Annotated in this window: 15 protein-coding genes; 4 read left to right on the forward strand and 11 right to left on the reverse strand. The window is 72.2% G+C overall.

Annotated features, from left to right (window positions below):
- Positions 1-152: 152 nt before the first annotated feature.
- The 3 genes from ACFWWQ_RS22765 to ACFWWQ_RS22775 all read right to left on the reverse strand — a co-directional run bounded on the left by ACFWWQ_RS22765 (position 153) and on the right by ACFWWQ_RS22775 (position 7,083).
- Positions 153-5,180 (reverse strand): NAD-glutamate dehydrogenase, encoded by a 5,028-nt coding sequence (locus ACFWWQ_RS22765; RefSeq protein WP_384598986.1) that lies wholly within the window; start codon positions 5,178-5,180, stop codon positions 153-155.
- A gap of 551 nt (positions 5,181-5,731) precedes the next feature.
- Positions 5,732-6,394 (reverse strand): HAD family hydrolase, encoded by a 663-nt coding sequence (locus ACFWWQ_RS22770; protein WP_384598989.1) that lies wholly within the window; start codon positions 6,392-6,394, stop codon positions 5,732-5,734.
- Between the two features lie 185 nt (positions 6,395-6,579).
- On the reverse strand, positions 6,580-7,083 hold the full coding sequence (locus ACFWWQ_RS22775; RefSeq protein WP_384599033.1) for a DUF6912 family protein: 504 nt from the start codon (positions 7,081-7,083) through the stop codon (positions 6,580-6,582).
- A gap of 744 nt (positions 7,084-7,827) precedes the next feature.
- On the opposite strand from ACFWWQ_RS22775, the gene ACFWWQ_RS22780 reads away from it, so the two are divergent.
- Positions 7,828-8,292, forward strand: a complete 465-nt coding sequence (locus ACFWWQ_RS22780; protein ID WP_384598991.1) for an Rv3235 family protein — start codon at positions 7,828-7,830, stop codon at positions 8,290-8,292.
- Positions 8,293-8,351: 59 nt separating this feature from the next.
- Here the strand turns inward: ACFWWQ_RS22780 and secA are convergent, their stop codons facing one another.
- Entirely contained in the window at positions 8,352-11,177 is a 2,826-nt protein-coding gene (gene secA, locus ACFWWQ_RS22785) for a preprotein translocase subunit SecA (RefSeq protein WP_384598994.1), read from the reverse strand.
- A gap of 240 nt (positions 11,178-11,417) precedes the next feature.
- Here secA and ACFWWQ_RS22790 point away from each other — a divergent pair, with 240 nt between their 5' ends.
- Together ACFWWQ_RS22790 and ACFWWQ_RS22795 are read left to right on the forward strand one after the other, a co-directional pair.
- Positions 11,418-12,029 carry a GNAT family N-acetyltransferase gene (locus ACFWWQ_RS22790; protein ID WP_384598997.1) on the forward strand — a complete coding sequence of 204 codons (612 nt, stop codon included), beginning with the start codon at positions 11,418-11,420 and terminating at the stop codon, positions 12,027-12,029.
- Between the two features lie 207 nt (positions 12,030-12,236).
- A complete protein-coding gene (locus ACFWWQ_RS22795) occupies positions 12,237-13,421 on the forward strand; it encodes a winged helix-turn-helix domain-containing protein (protein WP_384599000.1) in 1,185 nt (394 codons plus the stop codon).
- Between the two features lie 110 nt (positions 13,422-13,531).
- On the opposite strand, the gene ACFWWQ_RS22800 is transcribed toward ACFWWQ_RS22795, so the two are convergent.
- The 7 genes from ACFWWQ_RS22800 to mtnA all read right to left on the reverse strand — a co-directional run bounded on the left by ACFWWQ_RS22800 (position 13,532) and on the right by mtnA (position 22,082).
- Complete coding sequence (locus ACFWWQ_RS22800; RefSeq protein WP_384599003.1) at positions 13,532-14,287, reverse strand: response regulator; 756 nt, start codon at positions 14,285-14,287, stop codon at positions 13,532-13,534.
- 223 nt (positions 14,288-14,510) lie between these two features.
- Positions 14,511-15,203 carry a ribosome hibernation-promoting factor, HPF/YfiA family gene (hpf, locus tag ACFWWQ_RS22805; RefSeq protein ID WP_384599006.1) on the reverse strand — a complete coding sequence of 231 codons (693 nt, stop codon included), beginning with the start codon at positions 15,201-15,203 and terminating at the stop codon, positions 14,511-14,513.
- Positions 15,204-15,519: 316 nt separating this feature from the next.
- A complete protein-coding gene (locus ACFWWQ_RS22810) occupies positions 15,520-16,233 on the reverse strand; it encodes a ComF family protein (protein WP_384599009.1) in 714 nt (237 codons plus the stop codon).
- A gap of 88 nt (positions 16,234-16,321) precedes the next feature.
- Positions 16,322-18,148, reverse strand: a complete 1,827-nt coding sequence (locus tag ACFWWQ_RS22815; RefSeq protein ID WP_384599036.1) for an LpqB family beta-propeller domain-containing protein — start codon at positions 18,146-18,148, stop codon at positions 16,322-16,324.
- Between the two features lie 79 nt (positions 18,149-18,227).
- On the reverse strand, positions 18,228-20,270 hold the full coding sequence (gene mtrB, locus ACFWWQ_RS22820; RefSeq protein ID WP_384599012.1) for an MtrAB system histidine kinase MtrB: 2,043 nt from the start codon (positions 20,268-20,270) through the stop codon (positions 18,228-18,230).
- Position 20,271: 1 nt separating this feature from the next.
- The gene (mtrA, locus tag ACFWWQ_RS22825; protein WP_027734171.1) at positions 20,272-20,949 is read right to left on the reverse strand and encodes a two-component system response regulator MtrA; all 678 of its coding nucleotides are present in this window, start codon (positions 20,947-20,949) and stop codon (positions 20,272-20,274) included.
- On the reverse strand, positions 20,946-22,082 hold the full coding sequence (gene mtnA / locus ACFWWQ_RS22830) for an S-methyl-5-thioribose-1-phosphate isomerase (RefSeq protein WP_384599018.1): 1,137 nt from the start codon (positions 22,080-22,082) through the stop codon (positions 20,946-20,948). The genes mtrA and mtnA overlap by 4 nt, the downstream gene beginning before the upstream one ends.
- Positions 22,083-22,238: 156 nt before the next feature.
- Between mtnA and ACFWWQ_RS22835 the strand changes: the two genes are divergently transcribed.
- Positions 22,239-23,546, forward strand: a complete 1,308-nt coding sequence (locus ACFWWQ_RS22835) for a hypothetical protein (RefSeq protein WP_384599021.1) — start codon at positions 22,239-22,241, stop codon at positions 23,544-23,546.
- Positions 23,547-24,095 lie beyond the last annotated feature (549 nt).

Below are 24,095 nucleotides of genomic sequence, written 5' to 3' on the forward strand. Positions count from 1 at the left end.
CGCCCCCAGATACACTTAGTGCGTGCAACCCATAGCGGCTCAGCGTGAGCGTGTACGCGAATCTCGGGCGCGCGCCCGGGGCCGGCTGACCCCCCCGGCCCCCGCGCCGTCGCCGTGCGCGCGGGGCGGGGCCCCGCCGCGTCAGCCGGGTGTCAGCTGTGCGTCCGCATCAGGGTGCGCATCGTCCGCATCGCGACCGAGAGGTTCGCCAGGTCGAAGCCCTCCGAACCGTGGATCTCCTCCAGGGTCGCGCGGGCGCGGCCCAGGATCGCGGCGTTGTTCGCCTCCCACGCCGAGAACCGCTGCTCCGGCGTGGCGGAGGTGTCGCCCTCCCCCAGCACGTCCGAGGTGAGCGCGGCGTGCGCGGCGAACAGGTCCTCACGGATCGACGCACGCGCCATCGACTGCCAGCGGTCATCGCGTGGCAGATCCAGGATGCGGTCCAGGAGCTGGTTGATCCGCAGCCGGTCACCCAGGTCGTAGTAGACGTCGGCGACGGCCAGCGGCTCCTTGCCGGTGCGGTCGGCGACGGCCACGATGTCCAGCGCCGGGAAGACCGACGAGAAGCCGGACACCTGGACGGCCAGCGCCTCCGGGACGCCCGCCTCCGTCAGCTCCGCGAGGTTCGCCTCGTACCACTCACGGGCGCCGCCCTGGAGCAGCTTCGGCAGCTGCTCCCAGACCTCGGCGACCCGATCGCGGAAGAAACCGATGGTCTCGGAGAGCTCCAGTGGCTGCGGGCGGTTGTTGAGCAGCCAGCGGGTGCCGCGCTCGACGAGCCGCCGGCTGTGCAGCCGGATCCGGGTCTGGACGGCGGCCGGGACGCGGTTGTCCAGCGCCTCGACGTCGTCCCACACCTGGTTGAGCCGGAAGATCGCCCGGGCGGCGGTGTGAGCCCGCACCACCTCTTCCAGCGAGGCGCCGGTCTCCTCCCGCATCCGGTGCAGGAAGCTCGTACCGCCGGTGTTGACGGTGTCGTTGACCATCACCGTGGTGACGATCTCGCGGCGCAGCGCGTGGCCCTCGATCTGCTCGGCGAACTTCTCGTGCAGGGCGGACGGGAAGTACGCGTTGAGCAGGTGCTGGAGGTACGGGTCGTCCGGCAGCCCGGTCCGGATCAGCGCGTCGGCCACCGTGATCTTGGTGTACGCGAGCAGAACCGCGGTCTCTGGCTGGGTCAGGCCCCGGCCCGTGCTCAGCCGCTCGCGGATCTGCCGGTCGGTGGGCAGGAACTCCAGCGCCCGGTCGAGGTAACCGTCGCGCACCAGGCGGCGCAGGAAGCGCTGCTGGGCGTGGATCATGCTGCCGGACTGCGCCTGGGCCAGCGCCAGCGCGGTGTTCTGCGCGTAGTTGTTGCGCAGCACCAGCGCGCCGACCTCGTCGGTCATCGCGGCGAGCAGCTTGTTGCGCTGCTTGACCGTCATGTCGCCGTTGGCGACGACGGCGTTGAGCAGGATCTTGATGTTCACCTCGTGGTCGGAGGTGTCCACACCGGCGCTGTTGTCGATCGCGTCGGTGTTGATCTTCCCGCCCTTGGTGGCGAACTCGATCCGGCCGAGCTGCGTCAGACCGAGGTTGCCGCCCTCGCCGACGACCTTGGCCCGCAGGTCCTCGCCGTTGACGCGGATCGCGTCGTTCGACTTGTCGCCGACGTCGGCGTGCGACTCGGCCGACGACTTGACGTACGTGCCGATGCCGCCGTTCCAGACCAGGTCCACCGGCGCCTTGAGGATGGCCTTCATCAGGTCGGCGGGCGTCATCTTCTTGACACCGGCTTCCAGTCCGAGCGCCGCGCGGATCTGCGCGTTGATCGGGATGGACTTCGCCGTCCGCGGGTGGATGCCGCCGCCCTGCGACAGCAGCTCGGTCTTGTAGTCCGCCCACGAGGACCGCGGCAGCTCGAACAGACGGCGGCGCTCGGCGTACGAGGTGGCCGCGTCCGGCTTCGGGTCGATGAAGATGTGCCGGTGGTCGAAGGCGGCGACCAGGCGGATGTGCTCGCTGAGCAGCATGCCGTTGCCGAACACGTCACCGGACATGTCGCCGACGCCGACGGCGGTGAAGTCCTGGGTCTGGGTGTCGTGGCCCAGCTCCCGGAAGTGGCGCTTGACCGACTCCCAGGCGCCGCGGGCGGTGATGCCCATGCCCTTGTGGTCGTAGCCCGCGCTGCCGCCGGAGGCGAAGGCGTCGCCCAGCCAGTAGCCGTACGACTCGGCGACCTCGTTGGCGATGTCGGAGAAGGTCGCGGTGCCCTTGTCGGCGGCGACGACGAGGTAGGTGTCGTCGCCGTCGTGGCGGACGACGTTCTGCGGGTGCACGACCTCGCCGCCGACGAGGTTGTCGGTGATGTCGAGCAGACCCGAGATGAAGGTGCGGTAGCTGGCGACGCCCTCGGCCAGCCACGCGTCACGGCCCTGCGCCGGGTCCGGCAGCTGCTTGCCGACGAACCCGCCCTTGGAACCGACCGGCACGATGACGGTGTTCTTGACCATCTGCGCCTTGACCAGGCCGAGGATCTCCGTACGGAAGTCCTCCCGCCGGTCCGACCAGCGCAGACCGCCGCGCGCCACCTTGCCGAAGCGCAGGTGCACGCCCTCGACCTTCGGCGAGTACACCCAGATCTCGAACGCCGGGCGGGGCGCCGGGAGGTCCGGGATGGCCTGCGGGTCCAGCTTCATCGACAGGTACGCGTGCGGGCGGCCCTCGTCGTCACGCTGGTAGTGGTTGGTGCGCAGCGTCGCCTTGATGACGGTGAGGAACGAGCGCAGGATGCGGTCCTCGTCCAGCGAGGCGACCTGGTCGAGCGCGCCGTCCAGCTCCTCCAGCAGCCCGTCGGTCAGCTCCGTACCGGCGCTCTGCCGCTCCGGCGACAGCCGCGCCTCGAAGAGCGAGACCAGCAGCCGGGTGGTGTGGACGTTGTTGGCGAGCGTGTCCTCCATGTACGTCTGGCTGAAGGTCGAACCGGCCTGCCGCAGGTACTTCGCGTAGGCCCGCAGCACCATCGCCTGACGCCAGTCGAGACCGGCGCGGAGCACCAGCTCGTTGAAGCCGTCGCTCTCGGCGGCGCCGGTCCACACGGCGGTGAAGGCGTCCTGGAACCGCTCGCGGGCACCGTCGCCGTTGACCTTCTCCGGCATCCGCAGGCCGAAGTCGTAGACCCAGGCCAGCGTGGAGTCGGAGCAGGGCAGCTCGTACGGGCGCTCGTCGACGACCTCGACGCCCAGGCGGTTCAGGCCCGGCAGCACCTTGGAGAGCGAGACCGGTTCGCCGGTGCGGTAGATCTTGAAGCGGCGCTCGTTGGGCGCGGCGCCGACCGGCTGGTAGAGGCTGACCGCGAAGTCCTTGCCGGCGTCGGCGGAGAGCTTCTCCAGGTGCTGGATGTCGGCGACGGCGCTGCGCGGGGAGTTGTCGGCCTTGTAGCCCTCGGGGAAGGCGTGGCCGTAGCGGCGCAGCAGCTCGGCGGCGCGCTCCTCGCCGACCTCGGCGGTCAGCGCCTCGGCGAAGCCGTCGGCCCACGAGCGGGCGGCCTCCACCAGGCGCGCCTCGATGCGGTCCACATCGGCGTCGGTCAGGTCCGGCAGCGTCGCACCGGGCTCGACGCGGACGACGAAGTGCAGCCGGGAGAGGATCGACTCGGTGTTCCAGGCGGTGAAGTCGACGCTGGTGCCGCCCAGCTCCTCCTTGAGGATGTCGATCAGCCGCAGCCGGACGCCGGTGGTGTAGCGGTCGCGCGGGAGGTAGACCAGCGCGGAGTAGTAGCGGCCGTACTCGTCCTGACGGAGGTAGAGCCGCAGGCGGCGGCGCTCCTGGAGGTAGAGGACGCTGGTGGCGATGGAGCGCAGCTGGTCGACGGGCGTCTGGAACAGCTCGTCGCGCGGGTACGTCTCCAGGATCTGCAGCAGGTCACGGCCGTCGTGGCTGTTCGGCGAGAACCCGGCGGCCTCCAGCACCTCGGCGACCTTGCGGCGGATCACCGGCACCCGGCGCACCGACTCGGTGTACGCCGCCGACGAGAACAGGCCGAGGAAGCGGCGCTCGCCGATGACGTTGCCGTCCTTGTCGAACCGCTTGACGCCGACGTAGTCGAGGTAGGACGGGCGGTGGACGGTGGAGCGGCTGTTGGCCTTGGTGAGGATGAGCAGCTTGTGCTCACGGGCCTTGGCGCGGGCGTCGGCGGGCAGCCGGTTGAACGACGGCGAGACGGGGTGACCGTCGTCCTCGGCGTGCACCGGGTCGGCGCGCAGGATGCCGAGGCCGGTGCCGGGGACGGCGGAGAGCACGTCCTCCTCGGCGCCGCCCTCACCGGGCGCGGTGATCAGCTCGTACTCGCGGTAGCCGAGGAAGGTGAAGTGGTCGGCGGCGAGCCAGCGCAGCAGCTCGCGGGCCTCCTCGATCTCCTGGTCGCGCAGGTCGTCGGCGGTCGGCTCGGACGGCAGCTCGTCGGCCATCCGCAGCGCGGCGCCGCGCATCTTCTCCCAGTCCTCGACGGCCTCGCGGACGTCGGAGAGCACCCGGAGCAGGTCCGCGGTGATCTGCTTGAGGTCCTCGCGGTCGGTCTCGCGGTCCATCTCGACGTGGATCCACGACTCGGTGACCGCGTCGTGCGGCAGCTCGGCCTTGGCGTCGGCCTTCGCAGCGGCCTTGGCCTTGGTGGTCCGGCCCTTGCCCTTGGCCGCGGGCTTGGCGGCGGCCTCGGCGGGCTTGGCGACGCCGTTCGCCTCGCCGGAGTCCAGGACCTCCAGGAGCTTGCCGGTGACGTCGCGGCGGACGGTGACCTGCGGGTGGATCACCAGGTGGATGCCGCGGCCCTGGCGGGACAGCTCATTGGTGACCGAGTCGACGAGGAAGGGCATGTCGTCGGTGACGACCTCGACGACGGAGTGGCTGCAGGTCCAGCCGTTCTCCTCGACGGTCGGGGTGTGCACGCGGACGTTGGCGGTGCCCTGCGGGCGGTTCTCGGCGAGGCGGAAGTGCGAGATCGCGGCGCCGAACACGTCCACCGGGTCACGGTCCGCGAGGTCCTCGGCCGCGGTGTGCAGGTAGTAGCGCTGGAGATAACCCGTGAGGGTCTCCTGGTCGAGACCTCTGACCGGCTTCTTGCTCCCGGCCGGGCTGCTTTCAACGACCCGGGCCGCCCGTTCGAGCAGCTCGGTCTTGGCTTCATCCAGCTTGTTCTGCATGTCCTCTGGCTCCTGTCGCGCGCCGTTGCGTGACGTCGTGGAAGAACTCCGTGGATGCTGCACAACGCCGCGGTGACGCGGGGTGTCCTGTCGCTGCCGACGCTATGCCGCGCTGAGCGCGGGCCGGGGCGCAATCGAAGACTTTTGATTGAGTCGTCACGCGCTCGTGGCCGCAGAGACCAGCGACCGCCCGGTCACATTCGTGTACCGGGCGCACGGCGGGGACCTCGATGCCCCCGCGGGTTATCGCGCTGATCACGCTGCAAGGCTATCGCTCTTCGCTCCGGTGCCGTCATCGGCCTCATACGTCCAAATCTCGCCCCCGAACTTAGACCTTCTGGACAACGCGCGCTGCTGGCGGCTTTGTGCCAGGCAGGTGTCCGGGAGGCGGTCCGCTCGCGGCGCCGCAAGGCAGGTGCGGCCCTGGCGGGACGCGGCCGGGCGTCCCCGGCGGGACGCGCCCGGGCGGCCCCAGGGGGCCTGAGGGCGTGGGTGCCGGAGGGCCGGGCCTCGCCCTCGCCGGGCGCCCGTCACTCGTCACCGCCCTCGGCTCAGGCCGCCAGGTTTCCGGCCACCTCGACCGCCTCGGCGAGGGTGTCGACGATCGGGACACCCGCCGCGCGGAGCCGGTCGCGGCTGTGCGAACCGCCCGTGTAGAGCACGGCCCGCGCCCCCGCGTGGCGGGCCGCCACCGCGTCGTCCACCGCGTCCCCGATCACGACCGTACGGCCCGGGTCCACGGACCCCAGCGCCGCGAGGTGGCGCACCATGTCCTCGCTCTTGCCGCCGCCGGAGGGCCCCTTGCGGCCGTCCACCCGCAGGAAGTGCGGCTCGATGCCGAAGCCCCGCACCAGGGGTATCAGCTCGTCGTGGCCGAACATGCTCAGGATCGACTGGCTGCCCCCGGCCGCGCGCCACCCCGCCAGCAGCGTGTCCGCCCCGTCGGTCAGCCCGCAGTGCCCCCGCCGGTCGCTGTAGTGGCGGTGGAACGCCGCGTCCATCACCAGCCACTCGGCGTCCGTCGGCATCCGCCCCATCAGGTGCTCGTAGAACAGCGGCACCGGCACGCGGTACAGCTCGCGGTAGCGCTCCAGGGTGATCGGCTCCAGGCCGATCTCGGCGAACGCCGCGTTGGTCGCCCCGATCACGGCGTCGATGTCGTGGAACAGCGTGCCGTTCCAGTCCCACACGAGGTGTGTCGCGTGCTCGCCCATGCCTGCCCCCTCTTCGCTCACCGCCCTGCGCCGGGCACACGAAAAACCGTACCCGGCCCCACTGACAACACCCCCGCGCCGGACCCGGGCTCCGGAGGCACACGCCGGGCGCGACGCCTCACGCCCGGGGCGCGGCCCCCGAACGCCCCCGGCACCGGGCGGGCACGATGACGTGGGCCGTCCTCTCAGCCGAGCAGGCCCGGGATCTCCTGTACGCCGAACCACATCAGGTCGTGGTCCTCCGCGCCGTCGACCCTCCGCAGCGCGGCCTCGTCGCCCCCGTCGGCGGCGGCGAGCGCGTCCGCGGCGGCCGCGACGGCCTCCTCCGCGTCGACCCCGTCCACATGGACCGCGGCCGCCTTCTTCATCGGGACCGGGCCGGTCACCCGCACCGCGCCGAGCGCGGCGGAATCCTGCTCGCCGCCGGGCGCGGCCGCCACCGCGGCATCCGGTACGTCCACCGCGACCACGACCCGCCGCCGGGCGCCGCCCGGCCGGGCGGCGAGCAGGCGCAGCGACGCCTGGGCGGCGTGGCCCAGCGCCGTGTACTCCAGCTCCTCGATGTCGTCGGAGACCCACTCCCGCAACGCCGGGGTGACGGCGTACGCGTCCAGCGTGCCGGGGCCCAGCTCCCCCTTGCCGTGTGCTTCGGCGAGCCCGGGAAGGGTCAGGGGAACGTAGACGCGCATGACGGCCGCTTTCACTCAGTTCACGCTGTTTCATCGAGCCCGGAGAGGTACCCGGCGCCCGGGAGGGCGCCAGCCAGCATACGGGCGCGCGTCCCCTTTCGAGGGGCGCCCCCACGGCCCGGACGACGCCGTTCCGGCCCGCCGGGACCCGCTTCCCGAGGCTTGTTCACGCCTCCGCCACCCGGAACGGTGAACTTTCCGGCGGGCCCGCCGCGGCGACCGGCGCGTTGCCCGTGCCCTGGTCCGTCGGTAGAAGAGCCCCACCGAAGCTACTGCCCGGTAAGTGACCGGGCCCGGCAGAACGGGGGCGACCGCATGACCGGCACCACGACCATCCCGACCGACACCACCCCACCGCCACAGCGCACCCCGCGCCTCTCCCCGCCCGGCTCCCGCGCCGACGGCTTACCGACCGTCCCCCGCCCCCGCCGTGCGGCGGACGCTCCCGCGACCCCGGCACCGCGCACCGACGCGGACACCCGCACCCCGGCACCGCCCGCACCGCCCGGCGCCCCGGCCCCGGCCGTCGCCGCCACCCCGGGCGGCGCCCCGCCTCGCTCCCCCGCGGGCCGCAGGCCGACGGCCCGCGCCGGAGGATCCCGCCCGGGCACCGGTCCCAGGGGCCACGCGGGATCCCGGCCGACCGGCCGCGCGGGCTCGGCACCCACCGGCCGACCGGGCTCGGGACCGTCCGGCCGCGCGGGCTCGGGCCCGGCCGCAGGGCGCACCCTCCCGGGACGCCCCGTGAGCGCTGCGGCCGCGGTCAGCAGGCGGTCGGCCGGGGGCACCGCGCTGCCGTCGCCCGGCGCGCAGCGGCGCGCTCAGGAGCGCCGGCCCCATCAGTGGTTCGCCCGGCAGCTGCTGCTCACGCTCGCCGGCGAGCTCCCCGTACACGCCCTCCTCGGACATGCGCTGCCCTCCGCGTACGACCGGCTGATCGAACTGGCGCCGCTCGCACCGCTACGGGGACGGCCCGGCCCCGGGACGCGGCCGCACGACGTGCCGACCATCCGGGAATGCGGGCTGAGCAGGCCGTGCGACGGCGTCATCGAGGCGTTCGCCCGGATCGCCGACGGCGAGCGGCTGCGCGCCCTCGCCTTCCGGCTGGAGCTGGGCGCCGACGCCCGCTGGCGCTGCGCCGCCTTGGACATCGGCCCGGCCCCGACGGGCCGGGGGCCGGGCCGGGTTGATCCAGGAGGCGGCCGATGAGCACGAATGCGGGCGGGGCCCCGAGGAAAATCCCCGGAGCCCCGCCCGCACGGCTCACTTCACTTCTTGCGGCGCCGGCCGCCCTTCTGGGCCTTGCGGCGCTCCGCGCGGGTCAGGCCGTCCGACTCCGAACGGGCCGGGGCGTCATCGTCGCTGGCGAAGTCGCCCTCGATCACGCCGCCCTCACCGTCGACCGTCGGCGCCGAGAAGTGCAGCCGGTCCGGCCGCTGCGGCGCCTCCAGGCCCTTGGCATGGATCTCGGGACGGCCCGCACCTGCGGGAACCGCCTCCGGGGCCTCCTTCTCCAGGGACGGCGCCTCGGCGCCCTCCTCCACCGGGACCTCCTCGACCTGCTGCTCCACCTGGACCTCCAGGTTGAACAGGTAGCCGACGGACTCCTCCTTGATGCCCTCCATCATGGCGGTGAACATGTCGAAGCCCTCGCGCTGGTACTCGATCAGCGGGTCCTTCTGGGCCATCGCCCGCAGGCCGATGCCCTCCTGGAGGTAGTCCATCTCGTAGAGGTGCTCACGCCACTTGCGGTCCAGGACGGACAGCACCACGCGGCGCTCCAGCTCCCGCATGATGTCGGAGCCCAGCTGCTCCTCGCGGGCGGCGTACTGCTGGGCGATGTCGTCCTTGACAGCCTCGGCGATGAAGTCGGAGGTGATCCCGGCGCGGTCGCCGACCTCGTCCTCCAGCTCCTCGACGGTGACCTTCACCGGGTAGAGCTGCTTGAACGCACCCCACAGGCGGTCCAGGTCCCACTCCTCCGCGAAGCCCTCGACCGTCTCCGCCTGGATGTAGGCGTCGATGGTGTCGTCCATGAAGTGCTTGACCTGGTCCTGGAGGTCCTCGCCCTCCAGGACGCGGCGGCGCTCGCCGTAGATGACCTCACGCTGGCGGTTGAGCACCTCGTCGTACTTCAGGACGTTCTTCCGCGTCTCGAAGTTCTGCTGCTCGACCTGCGACTGGGCGGAGGCGATGGCCCGGGTGACCATCTTGTTCTCGATCGGGACGTCGTCGGGGACGTTGGCCATGGCCATGACGCGCTCGACCATCTGGGCCTTGAACAGCCGCATCAGGTCGTCGCCCAGGGAGAGGTAGAACCGCGACTCGCCCGGGTCGCCCTGACGGCCGGAGCGGCCGCGCAGCTGATTGTCGATCCGGCGCGACTCGTGCCGCTCGGTGCCCAGGACGTAGAGCCCGCCCAGCTCCTTGACCTCCTCGAACTCCGCCTTCACGGCCGCCTCGGCGCGCTCCAACGCGTCCGGCAGGGCGGCCGCCCACTCCTCGACGTGCTCGACCGGGTCCAGCCCGCGCTGCCGCAGCTCGGCCTCGGCGAGGTCGTCCGGGTTGCCGCCGAGCTTGATGTCGGTGCCACGACCGGCCATGTTCGTGGCGACCGTCACAGCGCCCTTGCGGCCGGCCTGGGCGACGATCGACGCCTCCCGCTCGTGGTGCTTGGCGTTCAGCACCTCGTGGACGACGCCGCGCTGCTTGAGCTGCTGCGAGAGGTACTCGGACTTCTCGACGGACGTCGTGCCGACCAGGATCGGCTGGCCCTTCGCGTGCTTCTCGGCGATGTCGTCGACCACCGCGTCGAACTTCGCGGGCTCCGTACGGTAGATCAGGTCGGCCTGGTCCATCCGCTGCATGGGGCGGTTGGTCGGGATCGGGACGACGCCGAGCTTGTAGATCTGGTGGAACTCGGCGGCCTCGGTCATCGCCGTACCGGTCATGCCGGAGAGCTTGCCGTAAAGGCGGAAGAAGTTCTGGAGGGTGATCGTGGCGAGCGTCTGGTTCTCGTCCTTGATCTCCACCCCTTCCTTCGCCTCGATGGCCTGGTGCATGCCCTCGTTGTAGCGGCGGCCCGCGAGGATACGGCCGGTGTGCTCGTCGACGATCATGACCTCGCCGTCGATGACGACGTAGTCCTTGTCGTTCTTGAACAGCTCCTTGGCCTTGATGGCGTTGTTGAGGTAGCCGACCAGCGGGGTGTTCACCGACTCGTAGAGGTTGTCGATGCCCAGCCAGTCCTCGACCTTGCTGACGCCGGACTCGTGGATACCGACGGTGCGCTTCTTCTCGTCGATGTCGTAGTCGCCGGTCTCCTCGATACCGCGCTGCGGGTTGGCCGCCTCGCCCTTCTTCAGGCGGCTCACCAACTTGGCGAAGTCTCCGTACCACTTGGTGGCGGAGTCGGCCGGACCGGAGATGATCAGCGGCGTACGGGCCTCGTCGACGAGGATGGAGTCGACCTCGTCGACGATCGCGAAGTTGTGGCCCCGCTGGACGAGTTCGTCCTGCGACCAGGCCATGTTGTCGCGGAGGTAGTCGAAGCCGAACTCGTTGTTGGTGCCGTACGTGATGTCGCAGCCGTACTGCTCGCGGCGCTGCGCCGGGGTCATGTCGGCGAGGATGCAACCGACCTTCAGGCCCAGGAAATTGTGGACCCGGCCCATCATTTCGGAGTCGCGCTCGGCCAGGTAGTCGTTGACCGTGATGAGGTGGACGCCGTCGCCGGAGAGGGCGTTCAGATACGCCGGGAGGGTGCCGACGAGGGTCTTGCCCTCACCGGTCTTCATCTCGGCGACGTATCCCAGGTGAAGGGCCGCGCCACCCATCAGCTGGACGTCGTAGTGGCGCTGGCCGAGCACCCGCTTGGCGGCCTCGCGGACCGTGGCGAACGCCTCGGGCAGCAGGTCGTCCAGGCTCTCGCCGTCCTTGTAGCGCTCCTTGTACTCGTCGGTCAGCGCCCGCAGCTCGGCGTCGGAGAGGGCCGCGAAGTCCTCTTCGATGGAGTTGACCTGCCCCGCGATGCGGTGCAGTTTGCGCAGGATCTTTCCTTCGCCTGCACGCATGAGCTTGTTGAAGACGGACACTTGGGCTGGTCTCCTTGCCGGTCGGGCCTGCACGGTCGAGTGCGCGGGCGCGGCATTCTTCCAAGGGGCAGGCCCCGCCGCAACGGCCATCGTAAAGGAGGACGCCGTCCGGTCGGGAGGTCCGCCGCAGCCAACCCCGCCGGGCCCCTCTTCCCAGGAACGCGTGAGGCCGCGAGAAGGTGCCGGGCCGGGCGGTGAAATCCCTTCGCGCCCGCACCCCAGTGGCCGCAGAATCCCTCCATGAAACCCGTCACCCTCACCACGGAGCGCCTGCTGCTGCGCCCGTTCCGGCGGTCGGACGCCCCCGCGGTGCACGCCGCCTGCCAGGACCCGGACATCCCGCGCTGGACCAGCGTCCCGTCCCCGTACACCCTCCGGGACGCCGAGCACTTCACGGACGCGTTCTCCCCGCAGGGCTGGCGCCAGGACACCGATCTCTCGTTCGCCGTGCTCACCCGGGACACGGACGCCCTGGTCGGCGCGGTGGGTCTGGTCCGCCTGGACCGTCTGCACACCCCGGAGCACCAGGCCGAGCTGGGGTACTGGACCACCCGGGAGCAGCGCGGCAAGGGCTACACCGCCGAGGCCGCCGCCGCAGTGGTGCGCTGGGCCTTCCGCGATCTCGGCGTGGAGCGGCTGGAGTGGCGCGCCGAGGCCGGTAACCACGGCTCCTGGGCGGTCGCCCGCCGCACCGGCTTCCACCGGGAGGGCACACTCCGCGGCGAGCTGGTACGCGGCGGCACCCGCCGGGACGTCTGGCTCGGCTCGCTCCTCCCCTCCGACCTGCCGGCTCCCGACGCCCCGTCCCGGGAGCCCGCGGCGCGGACGCCGTACCTTCCGTACGGGGGATGAGCGGGCGGCGGCGGAACGGGAGGGCCCTTGTCCACGCGGCCCGGGCTGCGTGGACAAGGGCCCTCCGCCGTCGGCCCGCTGTGCGGGGCGGCGACGGCCGGGACCGGGCGGCGCCTCGGAGCCGGAGGGCTCGGCTCCGCCGTCGGCCCGCTGTGCGGACCGGCGACGGCCCGGGCGTTGTCAGTGGTCGCCCCTACTCTTTGCGGCATGACCGCCGTGACACCGCAACCGCGTTCCGTGACCGCCCTCTCCCGTGACGAGGCGAGGCGGCTGGCCCTGCGCGCCCAGGGCCTGCTGGGGGCGGACGGCCGCCGCACCGGGGTGCGCGGGCTGCTGCGCCGCCTCGGCTCGGTGCAGCTCGACACGATCTCGGTCCTCGCCCGCTCGCACGAGCTCATCCCGTACAGCCGGCTCGGCGCCCTCGACCGTACGGAGATCGAGGCCGCCTATTGGAGCGGTGACCGCAGCTTCGAGTACTGGTCGCACGCCGCCTGCATCCTCCCCGTCGAGGAGTGGCCGCTCTTCGCCTTCCGCCGCCGCGCCTACCGCGCCCGCCCGCACTGGCACCACGACCTGTCTCCCGCCGCCTACGACGCGGTCCTCACGCAGCTGCGGGAGCGGGGCCCGCTCACCGCGAGCCAGCTGGGCGGCGCGAAGAACGGCGGCGAGTGGTGGGACTGGAGCGCGTCGAAGATCGCGGCGGAGCGCGCCCTGATGTATGGGGAGGTGGTCTGCACCCGGCGCAGCGGCTGGAAGCGGGTGTACGACCTCGCCGAGCGCGCCATACCCGCCACGCTGCTGGCGGACGAGCCGGAGGACGCCGAGTGCGTCCGTCGGCTGGTGGCGCAGGCGGGCGCCGCGATGGGCGTCGCCACCCGCGCCGATCTCGCGGACTACCACCGCCTCAAGACCGCGCAGGTCGACGCCGTGCTGGCCGACTCCGGCCTGGTGCCGGTCGAGGTCGAGGGCTGGTCCAAGCCTGCCTGGGCCGACCCCGCGGCGCTTGCGGCGCCGCCCCGCGGCCGCCACCGTACGACGCTGCTCTCCCCGTTCGACTCCCTCATCTGGGACCGCCCCCGCACCGAGCGGATCTTCGGCTTCACCCACCGCCTGGAGGCGTACGTCCCCCGCCCCCGGCGCATACACGGCTACTTCGCGATGCCGCTGCTCTCCGGCGGCCGTCTGGTCGGCCGGGTCGATCCGGCCCGCGAGGGCACCACGCTCGTCGCCCGCCAGGTGTCGATGGACGGCCCCAAGGCGGTCCGCCCGATGGCCCGGGCGCTGTTCGAGGCGGCGAGCTGGGTGGGGTGCGACACCGTACGGGTGGAACGCTGCGACGACACGGCGCTGGCCACGGCGCTGCACCAGGAGCTGATACGTCTCGGCGGCTGATGAGGGCGGGGCAAGTGCGCCGGAGTCGCGTGACAAGTGCGCCGTAGCCGCGTGAGAAGGGGCGTCGGCCCCGGAGCCGGGGCGGGCCCATCGCCCCACCCGGCCCCCCTTCACCGGATTTCGAGGATCTTCTCCCGCATCGCGTAGACCACCGCCTCCATCCGGGAGTGCAGCTGCAGCTTCTCCAGGATGTTGCGGACGTGGTTCTTCACGGTGTTCTCGGAGATGAAGAGTTCCTTGGCGATGTCGCGGTTGTTCCTGCCGGTGGCGACGAGCTTGAGGACCTCCAGCTCCCGGTCGGTGAGGCGGGGTGCGGGCACCAGCCGCCGTTCGTCCGTGCGCTGGATCATCGACTTGAACTCGGTGAGCAGCTTGGCCGCCATCGAGGGACTGATCTGCGACTGCCCGTCCGCGACGGCCCGGATGGCGGTCGCCACCTCGTCCGTGGAGATCTCCTTGAGCAGATAGCCGGTGGCCCCGGCCTTGATCGCCTCGTAGAGATCGGCCTCCTCATCGCTGATCGTCAGCATGATGATCTTCGCGCTGGGGGCCACCTCCTTGATGGCGGTGCACGCCTCGATGCCGCCGCGCCGGGGCATCCGTACGTCCATCAGCACGATGTCGGGCAGCAGATCGGCGGCCTTCTCCACCGCCTCGGCGCCGTCCCCGGCCTCGCCGATGACCTGGATGTCCTCCTCCTGGGCCAGCACGATCTCCAGCCCTCGCCGGAAGAGGGCGTGATCATCCACCACCAGAACCCGGATCGGCTCCGCGCGTGATGGATCCGCTCCCCTCCCGCACGCGTCACCGGCGCCGTTACCGCCGCCGTCCGCGTCGCCGCGCACGGGTCCGAAGCTGTCCCCCATCGTCCCTCCCCGTCAACTGCCCGGCCCGATGGCCAGAGTTTGGATACAAGGCTGGTTGACAACAGCCCCCGCGGCCAGCCCGGTCAACGCCATACGGCCGCTCCCCCGGCACCCCAGGTGCCCCCGCGCCATGGCCCGGCACAACTCTATACGGCCTCAACTCCTCCCCCTTGCAGGCACGATGGTGCCCCCGGGCGCACGCCGGGGGCACCATGGGATGAGGTCAGCCGCCGAGTGCGCCCCCCGCGCCCCCGGCCCCTTCCTCCCCGAACGAATCGGGGTTCAGGTGGATGACGCCGTAGTCGTAGCCGTGCCGCCGGTAGACGACACTGGGCTGCTTGGTTTCGGCGTCGACGAAGAGATAGAAGTCGTGACCGACCAACTCCATCTCGTAGAGCGCCTGGTCGAGTGCCATGGGCGCCGCGGAGTGGGTCTTCTCGCGGACGACCAGCGGGCCGTCCCCCTGGACCTCCAGGGACGCCACCCTCTTGGTGGGCACCCTCTCTTCGGACGCCGCGTCCGTGGCGAGCTCCCCGTTGGGCTTCAGGTTCGCGGCGTCGGGCACGCTCACCGCGACGCCGCTGGCCGGGATGCGGCCGCTGCCTCGACGGGAGAAGCGCTTGTCGTGCTGCTTGCGCAGCCGTGCCTCCAGCTTCGCGGTGGCCAGATCCAGCGCGGCGTACGGATCACCTGCCGCCGCCTCGGCCCGGACCACCGGGCCGCGGGAGCGAAGGGTGATCTCCACCCGGTCGGAACGGTCGGCCTGCCGCGGGTTCGGCTCCTTGGACACTTCGACGTCCAGGCTGATCACCTTGCCGTCGAGCTTCTGGACCTTATCCAGCTTCAGCTTCTCGGCCACGTGCTTGCGGAACCGCTCGGGCACCTCGGTCTTGCGGCCCTTGACGACGATGTCCACGCAGAACTCCGTTCCCGGATCGCCCCGCCCGACGAGCGGAACGATTCCTTCTTGCACCAGGCTCCGGTGAGTGCCGAAGCCTCGGACTTGGCGACTTTCACCTCCTCCTCCCCCGGGGACGGGCTCTCCACTCTCCTGATTTCAGGGTCGCGGCAAACAGCCTCATACGCACCCAGCACGACATTCGAGGCAAAGCGTCTGCCAAGTCCTCACAACCGAACATAGCTCGCTCCGGCGGGTGTCGGCACCCCCTCACGGCCACCAGCTGCGTTCGAGTGGATTTCGCCTCCCTACCTGGAACGTCCGTTTCCCGGCCTCAGTTCCGGTACGCGGCGAACGCCGCCCCCGGAGCGGCCACCACCGCCGCCCCCAGCACCCGGCCGCCCGCTGCCGTGACCGCCCGCCCGGCCTCGGCCAGCGTCGCCCCCGTGGTCACCAGGTCGTCCACCAGCACCACTGGCGCCGCCACCACCGGCCCGGCGGCCCCGCCCCGGACCTCCAGGGCTCCGGCGATGTTGGAGAGCCGCTCCCGGGCGCCCAGCCCCGCCTGGTCCGCCACCCGTCTGCACTGCCGCAGCCCGGCCCCCACCCGCGCCGCCCGGCCCGTACGCCGCAGCTCACGGGCGGCGGCGTACGCCAGCCGCCGCACCGGGTCGTGCCCGCGCCCGGCCACCGCCCGCCGCGCCGACGGCACCGGGACCAGCACCACCGGCCCCGCCCGCGGACCCGCGCCGCCCTGCGGCCCGCACAGCCCCCGTACCGCGGCCGCCAGCGTCGCCCCCAGCGGTCCGGCCAGCCGCAGCGCGCCCCGCTCCTTGTGCGCGAGCAGCGCCGCCCGCACCTCATCTGCGTAGACCGCCCCCGCCCACACCTCCGGCAGCCCCACCGGCGACGGGTCCGGACGCACCCGGGCCGCGCCGCGCGCCAGCCCCCGGCGGCACGGCCCGCACAGCTCCGTACGCGGCCGCCCGCATCCGGCGCAGTCCACCGGCAGCACCAGCCCGGCCAGCTCCTGCCACATCTCCCGCATGACTCCACTGTCACGCGCGGGGCTGCCCGTCACCAGCCCTGTGGAAAACCCTTCCGGCGCACCTGTCCCCGGCCGCGTAGCCGCGCACTCACCCCGGGTAGACCGGCGCCGTACCGTCCTTCGCTACGGTCTTCCAATTGGCGTCCGGCGGCAACCGGACGATGCCGTCGACGGCATCGGCGATCAGCGGGCGGGTCTCGTCCTCGGACGCGGCCACCGCCTTGACGCCCGTGACGCCGGGCAGGCTCGGCACGTTCGATGCGGAGCCGTCGGTCTCCATGAACTGCATCTGCTGCACGCCGCCCGACTCCCGGCCCACGACCACCAGTCGGCTGCCGCCCGCCCAGGACGCCGCGACCACGTCCTCCAGCTGGGGCGCGATCGGCCGCAGTTCCTCGACCGACAGCAGCGGGTGCGCCGACGAACCGCCCCGCTCGACCCGGCCGAGCTGCAACGTCGTACGCCCGCCGTCCTCCACGAGGATCGCTATCCGGATGCCGTCGGCGGCCATCCGGATCGCCTTGATCCGCCGCGTACCGAGACCGGGCACCGCCACCTGCTCCGGATCGCCCTTGCCCTCGCGCATCCGCAGCAGCCGCGAACCGTGGGCGGTGCGTTCGGCGATCCACAGATCGCCCAGACCGTCCCAACTGGGCGCCGTCAGACCGTCCTTGACCGCGCTGGTCAGCATCGGCCCGCCCCGTTCCACGCCGTCCTCCAGCGCGGCGACGTACAGCGACCTGCCGTCGGTCGACACCCCAGCGGCGGTGCGCTCGTCCCGGGCGACGGCGACCGAACGGAGCGGCGTCTTGCCTGTCCCGAACGGGCCGCGCACCGGCGACGCCTCGGTCGCCGCGTCCGACAGCGCGACGAGCCGGTGCTCGGCGTCGAGGTAGTACTCGTCGGCCGGTCCGCCGGCACTCTGCTGCGGCGCGAAGTCCCGTTCCGCCCGGCTCTGGCTCAGGACGCACAACGAGTTGCCGTTGTCGTCCTGCAGCTCCACCTCGCTGATCTTCGACGCCCGGGTCATGTCCTGGACGGTGAAGAACAACTGAGCCGCCATCCGCCGGCACTGCCCGGTGTCCGTGCTCACCGCCTCCCTGCTGAGCTTCACCTGAAGCGCGTTGGAGTCGTTGAGCGACAGGCTGCGGCTGGCCAGCCGGGTGCGGGAGGGGAACTCCGAGACGGTGACCTGGTTCAGCCAGTTGGTGGGCCCGTCCAGCAGCGCCTTCACGCTCGCCGTGATCGGATCTATCCGCCGCCGCAGATAGACGGGGTCGGCGACCAGCACGTCACGGCGCGCCTTGGGCTCCTGCGACTCCGTCTTGTAGGACGCGAAGTAGTACTTGTTGACCGACTGATAGATGCGCTGGAAATCGGACTGCCCCAGCACCAGCCCGTTGGGCAGCCGGTCGATCCGCCACTGCCCCTTCTCCTTGATGAGGTGGATCGTGCGGTGGTACGGCTTCTCCTCCGGCGTGTACGCGTGGCCCGCGTCCACCGTGGCGACCTGACTGCCCGACAGCGTGACGGTGTATCCGTCGCGGTCCCCCCGGGCCTGCGGCCCGTTCTCCGGCTTGGGGCGCTCCTGGAGCACATTCGTCACCAGGAACGGCCGCCAGGTCCGCCGCGCCGACTGGGCCAGATACTGCGTGGCCGTTCGGAAGTCCGCCTCGTCGCTGGTGGTCGCGTCGAGGAAGCTGCGGACGATGTTGGTCGGCTGCGCACCGGCCTGCGGCGGCACGCCGTACACCCGCACCTGCGAATCGCCATCGGCACGCGGCGGCTGATCGACCGCCTTGACGTCCCCGCTCTCCGGCATCGAGGCACACCCGGCCAGCACCAGCGCCGCGCACCCCAGCAGCGCGATGCCTCGGACCTGCCGACGCCGCCGGGCGCCCCGGGGGCGCGGCACCTCGGCCGCACCCTCCGGCCCCGTGGCGACCTCGCCCCGGCCCGCCCGGGAGACCGCCGCCTCCCGCTGTCGTCCCTGCTCAGCGCCCACGCAGCTCACCCTCCCGGTCCCCGCCCCGTACGCCGTCGGCCGGGTCGCCGTCACCGGCGCGCGTATGCGTCCCGCGCGCCGCCTTGCCGTCCCGTACGCCCTCCGGCGCCGCGCCGTTCCCGGACGGACCGGCGGGCAGCGCCGCCCGGGCCGGGGCGGCGAGGGCGGCCGGGGTACGGGCGCCGCCGGGCCGCCGCCGGCTCGCGGCCGCCGCCGCGCGGTTGCGCCGGGAGTCCTCCGGCTCCAGCGGGATCGGCGAGCCCCGCAGCGCCTCGCCCGCCGTACGCGGCAGGGTCAGCCGGAACTGCGAACCGCCACCGGGCTCGCCCCACGCCTGGAGCCAGCCGCCGTGCAGCCGCGCGTCCTCGACGGCGATCGACAGGCCCAGGCCCGTACCGCCCGTCGTCCGCGCCCGCGCCGGGTCCGCGCGCCAGAAACGGTTGAACACCCGGGCCGCCTCGCCCGCCTTCAGCCCCACGCCGTAGTCGCGCACCGCCACCGCCACCGCACCACCACTGGGGTCACCGGCCGACGCCAGCCGCACCACCACATCGCGGCCCTCACCGTGCTCGACGGCGTTCACGACGAGATTCCGCAGCACCCGCTCGACCCGCCGGGAGTCCGCCTCGGCGATCACCGGCTGCTCGGCGCCGCGCACCAGGATGCGGGTCCCGGTCCGCTCGGCGAGCGGCTCGGCGCCCTCGATGACGCGCTGCACCACGTCCCGCAGATCAACCGGCCCGGCCTCCAGCGCCGCCGCCCCGGCGTCGAACCGGCTGATCTCCAGCAGCTCGGCCAGCAGCGACTCGAAGCGGTCCAGCTGCCCGCGCAGCAGCTCCGCGGAGCGCTTGGTCGCCGGATCGAAGTCCTCGCGCGCCTCGTGGATGACGTCCGCCGCCATCCGGACCGTCGTCAGCGGCGTCCGCAGCTCGTGCGAGACGTCCGAGACGAAGCGGCGCTGCATCCGGGACAGCTCCTCCAGCTGCTGGATCTTGAGCTGGAGGTTCTGCGCCATCTTGTTGAACGATTCACCCAGACGTGCGATGTCGTCCTCGCCGGTGACCTTCATCCGCTCCTGGAGCAGCCCGGCGGCCAGCCGCTCGGAGATCCCCGCGGCCATCCGCACCGGCGTGACGACCTGCCGGACGACGAGCCAGGCGATGGCGCCGAGCAGGATCACCACGAACACCCCGGCCGTCGCCAGCGTGCCCGTCACCAGCTTCAGCGTCTCGGCCTCCTGCGTGAACGGGAAGAGGTAGTACAGCTGGAACTGGTTGCCGTTCACGTCGTTGAGACGCTTGCCGATGATCAGCGCCGGGACGCTCTCGTCCGACCCGATCCGCTTGATCTGCGTGTACTGGCGGAATGTGCCCGCCCTGGTGTCCAGCTTCCGCCGCAGCTCCGGCGGAACACTCGCCTCCGGATCGACGTCCCCGGAGGCGCGTGGCCCCCGGGTGCCGCGGCTGGCGTCGCCGAACGGCTCGTCGGAGTCCGAGCTGAGCGCCACGACGGAGAAGACCCCCTGGCCACCGCTGGCCAGCTGCTCGACCAGGCCGGTCAGCCAGGTCGCGGAGTCCTGGGTGCCGCGGCTCCCGGAGCGCGCGGCGTCATCGCCCACGGTCGCACCGGTGCCCGCACCGGCGCCGTCGGCGAGCTTCTGCGCCACGCCGAAACCGCCCGCCGCCTGACTCTGCGCGGCCTGCGCCTTCCCGGTGAGCAGCCCGTTACGGACCTGCCCGACTACGACCACGCCGAGCAGCAACACCACGACCAGCGACATCAGCAGCGTCGACGCGACGACCCGGAGCTGGATGTTGCGCCGCCACAGGCGCAGCGCGGGCAGCAGCGGCCGCCGCACCCAACGGCTGAACAGCCGCAGCAACGGATGCACCGGGCCGCTGACCGCGCCGTCGGGCAGCAGCTGCCCGCCACGCAGCAGCCACGCGAACACCCTCGCCGAGAGGGACGTTCCGCGCGTCGAGTCGGTGGAACGCCCCCGCTTGCTCTCCGGGGCCGAACCGGTCCGGCTCATATCAGCTGGGCCCGGCCTTGTAGCCGACGCCGCGCACGGTCACTACGATCTCGGGCCGCTCGGGGTCCTTCTCGACCTTGGAGCGGAGCCGCTGCACATGGACGTTGACGAGCCGGGTGTCGGCGGCGTGGCGGTAGCCCCACACCTGCTCCAGCAGCACCTCGCGGGTGAACACCTGCCACGGCTTACGGGCCAGCGCCACCAGCAGGTCGAACTCCAACGGCGTCAGCGCGATCGGCTGCCCGTCCCGCTTCACCGAGTGCCCGGCGACGTCGATGACCAGGTCACCGATGGCCAGCTGCTCGGGCGCCGGCTCCTCCGACCGCCGCAGCCGGGCCCGTATCCGGGCCACCAGCTCCTTGGGCTTGAACGGTTTGACGATGTAGTCGTCCGCCCCCGATTCGAGGCCGACCACCACATCCACGGTGTCGCTCTTGGCCGTCAGCATCACAATCGGCACCCCGGACTCGGCCCGGATCAGCCGGCACACCTCGATTCCGTCCCGTCCGGGAAGCATCAGGTCGAGCAGTACAAGATCGGGCTTGGACTCGCGGAAGGCGGCAAGCGCCTTGTCGCCGTCCGCCACGAACGACGGTTCAAAGCCTTCGCCGCGCAGCACGATGCCAAGCATCTCTGCCAGTGCGGTGTCGTCGTCGACGACAAGGACGCGTCCCTTCATTCGGCCATCATCCCATTACCTGATCGTGACGTACTCCAACGTGACGTGGAACACAGCTTCGCGAGACCGTCCCGGGTCACCGGGGAGACCACCCCCGCCTCCGTCACGATCGCCGTCACCAGCTCCGCGGGCGTCACATCGAACGCCGGGTTGTACGCCGGGGCACCCGTCGGAGCCACCGGAAGGGCCCCCGGGAACTCCGTCACCTCCCGCCCCGGACGCTGCTCCACGACGATGTCCGCGCCCCCGGCGGTCGCCGGATCGACGGTGCTCAGCGGCGCCACCACCACGAACGGCACCCGGTGGTGCCGGGCCAGCACCGCCAGCGGATAGCTGCCCACCTTGTTGGCCACGGAGCCGTCCGCCGCGATCCGGTCCGCGCCGATCAGCACGGCGTCCACCTCCTCCGCCGCGAACAGTGAACCCGCCGCGCCGTCCGCCAGCACGGTGTACGGCATACCGGCCCGCGCCGCCTCGTACGCGGTCAGCCGCGCGCCCTGCAGCAGCGGCCGGGTCTCGTCCACCCACAGCCTGCGCAGCGCGCCCGCCCGGTGCGCGGCGAGCGCCACTGCCAGGGCCGTCCCCTCGCCGCCGGACACCAGGGCGCCCGTATTGCAGTGGGTGAGGATCCGGTGTCCGCCCTCCGGCCGCAGCTCACCGAGGAGCGCCAGACCGTGCCGCGCCATCCGCGCGCTGGCGTCGGCGTCCTCGGCGTGCACCGCGCGCGCCTCGGCCAGCGCCGCCGACGCGGCGGCCTCCGGGTCCGCACCGGCCTCCGCCGCGGCACGGTGGGCACCGGCCGCCCGCCGCACCCCGTATCCGAGGTTGACTGCCGTCGGCCTGGCATGCGCCAGCGCGTCGGCCGCCACCGCGACATCGTCACCGCGCGCCGCGGCCAGCGCGACGCCGTACGCGCCCGCGATGCCCAGCAGCGGGGCCCCACGCACCGCCAGCGTCCGTATCGCCGCCACCAGCTGCGGCACGTCCGCGCAGAGCAGCTCGGTCTCCTCGGCGGGCAGCCGGGTCTGGTCGAGCAGCACCACCGCGGGTCCTTCGGGCGGGTCCGCCCACCTCAGCGACGGGACGACCGGCGCCGCGGCGCCGGTCTCGGGTACCTCGTGACGTTCGGCCATCCGCCCAGTCTGCCGCCCGACGCCGCCCGAACAGAACCTCCCCTCCCCTCCAGGCCACAGGCACCGGGCCCCAGCCGCCATGACACGATGACTGCCACCGCGGACGCCGGTCCCCCGACCGCCACGGCGGCGGCCGGGAAGCATGAAGGAGCCACGATGAACAACTCTCCGGGCCGGGCTTCGCCCGGATCCGCCCCCTCCGACGAGCCGGACCGCGGCGACCGGGACCCCGACCCGACGCCCGCGCCGGACGGCGAGGAGCCGTCGGCACCACCGCAGTGGTCGGCGCAGCAGCCACCCGCCGGTACGTGGTCCACCCGTGCGGGTGTCCCCGGTCCCCGGGGCCGTGCCACCTCCGGTGCCGGGGCGGGCGGCCAGGTGCCCGGCGGCCCGCCCTGGAGCGGCGGCCGGGCTCCGGTGCCACCCGCCCCGAAGCCCGGCGTCGTCCCGCTACGGCCGCTGGGCGTCGGGGAGATCCTGGACGGCGCGCTCTCGATGCTCCGCGTCCACTGGCGCACCGTCCTCGGCATCTCGCTCGTCATCGCCGTCGTGGCACAGGCCGCCATCACCGCCGTGACGGAACTGTGGTTCCCGGACAGCGGCCGGGCCCCCGTACTGCGGGGTGAGTCCACCGAGGCGGTCACCAAGGCGTTCCGCGACCTGGGCAGGACGGTCCTCAGCAGCGGCATCACCTCACTGATCGGGCTGCTCGCCACGATCCTCGCCACCGGCCTGCTGACCATGATCGTCAGCCGCGCCGTCCTCGGCCGCCCGGTCACCGCCGGTGAGGCGTGGCGGGACGCCCGGCCTCAGCTACCCCGGCTCTGCGGCCTCCTCTTCCTGCTGGTGCTGCTGCTCACCGCCGTGATCACCGTGGCCACCATCCCCGGCGGCATCGTCATCGCGGTCGGCTCCGCGCCTGCCGGGTTCGCCCTAGGCTCGCTGGGCCTGCTGGTCGGCGGCGCCGTGGCCATCTGGCTGTGGGTACGGTTCAGCCTCGCCTCGCCCGCCCTGATGCTGGAGAAGCAGGGCGTCATCGCCTCGATGCGCCGCTCCGCGAAGCTCGTACGCGGCTCCTGGTGGCGCGTCCTGGGCATCCAGCTGCTCATGTACCTGCTCGTCGGCGTCATCACGTTCATCGTCCAGATCCCCGTCACGCTGATCGCCTTCATCATCGACGGCGACTCCCTCCTGAGCTGGATGAACGGCACCGCCAACGCCACCGGCGGGACGATCCTGACCGTCCTGGGCATCGGCGCGGTCATCAGCTCCGCCCTCACCTTCCCGCTCAGCGCGGGCGTGACGGCTCTCCTCTACATGGACCAGCGCATCCGCCGCGAATCCCTCGACCTCGAACTCGCCCACGCCGCCGGCCTCACCGACTACGACACCCCGACGGGGAATGTCCCTGGCCAGGCCACACCGCCCAATAACGTCCCCACCGCCCCTCCGACGGACAACTGATGCGCTGACGGCACGACGGCTGTGGGGAGGCGCCCAGGCACCTCCCCACACCGCGCACTGCCCCTCTTCCGCCCCGTCTCCCACCTGGGAGGCGGGGCGGAAGTGCATCCGCTCCTTTCCCTCCCCACAGCACGGCCAGTTCTCTACCAGCAGGCTCTCCGCACCACCGCCCGAGCCGCCTCGCCGCGACGGGCCCCTACGCGGCTCTGAGCCCACGTCGAGGACACCTGGCTCCACTGGCTCCACGCCTCCGCCAGCGATGCCTACAGCGCCATATGCCGGTGAAGCCTGGCCCTCCAGCAACACCTACGGGAGACTGCCTTGCGGGCCACCAGCCTGCTCTGCATACCTCCCCCACTCAGCCTGGCTCACCGGCAAAGAGCTTCGTAAACAGCTCCAATACCACCTGTGCCACCTGTGCCACCTGTGGCTGAACGCAAAAATGCTCCGGCCCCCGGAAACCACTGACTGGTTTCCGGAGACCGGAGCTCAAAAATTGTTCGGCGGCGTCCTACTCTCCCACAGAGTCCCCTCTGCAGTACCATCGGC

Origin of the sequence: Streptomyces sp. NPDC059080 (genome assembly GCF_042739975.1) — a bacterium.
GTDB lineage: Bacteria > Actinomycetota > Actinomycetes > Streptomycetales > Streptomycetaceae > Streptomyces > Streptomyces benahoarensis.